The sequence below is a fragment of the Massilia sp. CT11-108 genome (assembly GCF_047302915.1).
Classification (GTDB): Bacteria; Pseudomonadota; Gammaproteobacteria; order Burkholderiales; family Burkholderiaceae_D; genus Telluria; species Telluria orientalis.
The window spans coordinates 1-3,886 of the sequence record NZ_JBKYMO010000503.1; the positions used below are offsets into that span (position 1 = coordinate 1).

At 65.7% G+C, this 3,886-nt stretch carries 3 protein-coding genes; all 3 read right to left on the reverse strand.

From position 1 onward, the window contains the following. Positions 1-1,226, reverse strand: a 1,226-nt coding sequence (locus ACEN88_RS26260) for a hypothetical protein (RefSeq protein ID WP_413344398.1), incomplete at its 3' end; no start/stop codon positions are given. A 72-nt stretch (positions 1,227-1,298) separates the two neighbouring features. Continuing rightward, the gene (locus ACEN88_RS26265) at positions 1,299-2,303 is read right to left on the reverse strand and encodes a 2-hydroxyacid dehydrogenase (RefSeq protein WP_413344400.1); all 1,005 of its coding nucleotides are present in this window, start codon (positions 2,301-2,303) and stop codon (positions 1,299-1,301) included. A gap of 19 nt (positions 2,304-2,322) precedes the next feature. After that, a complete protein-coding gene (locus ACEN88_RS26270; RefSeq protein ID WP_413344402.1) occupies positions 2,323-3,651 on the reverse strand; it encodes a glycoside hydrolase family 5 protein in 1,329 nt (442 codons plus the stop codon). Positions 3,652-3,886: the final 235 nt, after the last annotated feature.

Below are 3,886 nucleotides of genomic sequence, written 5' to 3' on the forward strand. Positions count from 1 at the left end.
TCCTTGCGCAGCGCCGCGTCGAGGTACGGCAGCGCGTCGGCGCTGCGGCCCGCGTAGATCAGCGCGCGGGCCACCGTGCGCTGCACCAGCACGCTCACGGATAGTCCCGGAGGCGGCGCGGCGTCGAGCACCCGCCTGATCGTCGCTTGCCGGGTGGCGTCGGACGGGCACGATTTCAGCGAAGCCTCGGCCAGCAGGAAGTCGTCCGACGCTTCCGGCAGCACGTCCAAGTTGACAATGGCGCGCGGCAGCTCCGGCCGGTCAACCTGCAGCACCTGCAGGCCTTTCAGGCGGTAGCGCCACATCGCCGTCGACAGGTCGTCCACGCGGATGCCGAAGGTCCGCTCGAACGCCTGCACGGACGGCACGCCGTCATGGAAAGCCTTCAGGTAGGCGCCCAGGCGGCGCCGGTTGTCCTCCGACGACAGCGCATAGTGGACGACCAGCCAGGAACGCGCCGCGTACTCGACCTGCTGGCGCAGCTTGCCCTCCCCGCCCAACCCGCCGTCCTCGTTCTGCTCCAGCACGTCGCGGTAGTACAGCGCGTAGGTGCCCATTTCGCTGTCCAGCAGGCGGAAGTAGCGGCCGAGGATCGTGGGCCAGCGGCCAACCGACATGCGGTTGTCCGTGAAGCGTACGGTGGAAAAATAATGCGCGAAGCCGTCGATGAACCAGGTCGGGGCGCGCAGGTCGGTGTGGCGGTACAGGAAATGCCGCGCATACGCCTCGAACAGGAAGGACAGGCTGACGTTCAACGGATACCTTGCCAGCTTGCTGTTGTCGAGCGCGTCGATGGTCTCGAGTTGCGCGCCGAAACCCGCCACGCCGTCCGTGCAACTGCTGTAGACGCCGACGGTTTCCCGCGTCGGCGCATCGAGCCCGGCGCCCACGCGGGCCAGGTCGTCGAAGCGCGCCGTGTAATAGAACGTGATCTTGCTTTCCGGCCCGCTGGTTCTCGTATAGCCCTGCGTGTAGATGCGCAGCAGGTCGTCCAGCCGCTCCAGGTTGTCCAGCAGGCGCTGCGCCTCATCCTGGCTGGTGTCGGAGTACAGGATCACGTGCTGGCTCTCGGCGCGGAACCATTTCGACGGGTTCCGCTGGGACGTGACGGTGATGCTCTGGATCCCGTCCAAAGAGGGTTTGGAGACGGCCCCGGCCTGCCCGGCACCGGCGTTCAGAGTGAAGAGGAGGCCGGCAGCAGCCAGCGCGACGGCGCGGATCGACATGGGTGTCCTTTCTCGCGTGAGCCATGCCGGTGCACGGCCGTCGACGATTGTGACACAGTTTGTATATCCTATTTAAATATTTGGGTCCGCCCGGACCTGATTCGCAAGGTCCCGCCCCTGCTCGAACGCCGTCAAACTCTCGATGGTCGTCCGCATGATCTGTCCGATGGCTTCCACCGTGAAAAATGCCTGGTGCCCGGTGACGATCACATTCGGAAACGACACCAGCCGCTGGATGACGTCGTCCGTGATGATCGTCGACGACAGATCCTGGAAGAACAGGCTCGCTTCCTGCTCGTACACGTCGATCGCGAGACCGCCCAGCTGCCCCGTCTTCAGCGCGGCAATCGCGGCCTCCGTGTCGACCAGTCCGCCGCGGCTCGTGTTCACGAGGATGCTGCCCCGCTTCGCCCGCGCCAGCGATGCCGCGTTCACGATGTGGCGTGTCTCTTCCGTCAGCGGGCAGTGCAGCGAGACGACGTCGCTGCAGTCGAGCAGTTCGTCGATGCTCGCGTAGCGCCCGCCCAGCGCCTCGAACGCGGGCGACGGGTAGCGGTCGTGGCCGACCACCGTGCACCCGAAGCCGGTCATGATGCGGGCGAAGATCGTGCCGATCTTGCCCGTGCCGATCACGCCCACGGTCTTGCCGTGCAGGTCGAAGCCCATCAGGCCGTGCAGGTCGAAGTTGCCGTCGCGCGTGCGGGCGCTCGCGCGGGCGATCTTGCGGTTGACGGCCAGCAGCAGGCCCACCGCGAATTCCGCCACCGAGTGCGGCGAATAGTCCGTGACGCGCACGACGGCGAGGCCGAGCCGTTCCGCCGCGGCGACGTCGATGTGGTTGTAGCCGGTGGAGCGCGTCGCCACCAGCCGCGTGCCCTGCTGCGCGAGCAGCGCGAGGACCTCTGCGTCGACCGTGTCGTTGACGAAGACGCAGACGGCCGCGCAGCCTGTCGCGAGTGCGGCCGTCGACGGCGTCAGGCGGTCTTCCAGGAAGCGCAGGTCGTGGCCGGCTTCCCGGTTGGCGTCCGACAGCATCGATTTGTCGTACGGACGGGCACTGAAGATGGCGGTTTTCATGACCGCCAGTCTAGCGCAATCAGGGCGCGAGGCCCGCCATCAGCGCATCCAGTGTCGCCTGGCCGCGCACCTGGTACGTGCGGCGGTCGAAGATGCTGCCCGACTGGTCGTCCGGTGCCCCGACGTCCCAGAAGAACGGCAGCACGCCGTTGGCGCGGGCCTTCTTGACGACGTAGGTGTGGTAGTAGTTGCGCGACTTGAGGTGCAGCGCCAGCGAGTCGCCCGTCAGGTTCGTGCGACGCTGGGCAGCGAATTCGCCGAGCAGGACCGGAATGCCCTTGTCGACGAACGCCGTCTTCAGGCTCGCGAATTGGGCATCGACGTAGTCTTCCTCGCCCCACGTCGGATTGCGGTCGGTATCCGTCGTCGAGTGGTTGCCCGCGCCCCAGTAATAGGCCTGCTTGCCCCAGGATTCATCCTTGTTCATCAGCGCGAAATTGAACGGCGCGTAGAAGTGGATCTCGGCCATCATCCGGCCGGCGACCTTGTCGGCCGGCAGCGTCGGCATGTATTTCACCAGCAGGTCGATGTTGGTCTCCGGGGCCTGCACGACCAGCACGCGGTAGGCGTTGCGGCCGCCGGTGGAGCGCACGGCGTCGACGAAGGTCTGGTGATAGCTCTGCAGGACGGCGACTGCCGTTTTCAGCGTCGGCACGTCGGTATTCTGCTCGTTGCCCGTCGCCGGTTCGTTGGCGCTGGCGAACATCACGTGGTCGTCGAAATCGCGCAAGGTCGTCGCGATCTGCTCCCAGTATGCCTTCTGCTTGGCATTCACGGCATCCTTCTTGTCGGGTGTGATGTTCTTTTCCAGCCAGCCGCCGTCCCAGTGGATGTTGACCAGAACGTACATATCGTTGTCGACACAATACTGAACAACCTGTTTCACGCGGGCGAGCCAGGTGGCGCTGATCTGGCCCGTCTTCTGGTCCGCGTACTGGTCCCACGCCACGGGCAGGCGGATGGCGTTGAAGCCGGCTTTCTTGACGGTCTGGATGAGTTCGTTCGTGATCAGCGGATTGCCCCAGGCCGTTTCGCCGCCGATGGCTTCCATCGTGTTGCCGATGTTGAAACCGATGCGGATCGATGCCGCGATCTGCTGGGCGTCGTGCGACATGCCCGACATGTCGGACGGGATGGGATTCGTGTTGTAGCTCGGGTATGTGCCTGCGGTCGGTGCGGGCGTGGGTGTCGGCGTGGGTGTCGGCGTGGGCGTTGGCGTCGGTGCAGGCGCCGGTGCGGGCGTGACGGCAACCGGTGCGGTTGCCGGCGATGCGGAACCGCCGCCGCCGCCGCAACCGGCGAGCAATGCCGCGAGCAATGCGGCGGACAGCGTGGACAAGGCTTTCATGGATCTCCTCCAGGTATTTCTAATAAACCTGCAGGGTAGAAAAATCTTATGCCTTGAGGATAGCTATTGGCGGAAAATTGCTAACAATATGCAGATTGTTGAAGGATTTTTGGAGGCTGTGTTAGCGATGCGGGCTTTGCAGCGCGCGCCCTCGGCGCGCGGGGGCCGGGCCCCCGGGGGGGGGCGGGGGGGGGGGTGGGGGGGGGGGGGGGGGGGGGGGGCCCCCCCCACAAAA

Coding starts and splice junctions, on each gene's coding strand:
- ACEN88_RS26270 (WP_413344402.1), bottom strand. CDS start 3,651: ATGAAAGCCTTGTCCACGCTGTCCGCCGCATTGCTCGCGGCATTGCTC.
- ACEN88_RS26265 (WP_413344400.1), bottom strand. CDS start 2,303: ATGAAAACCGCCATCTTCAGTGCCCGTCCGTACGACAAATCGATGCTG.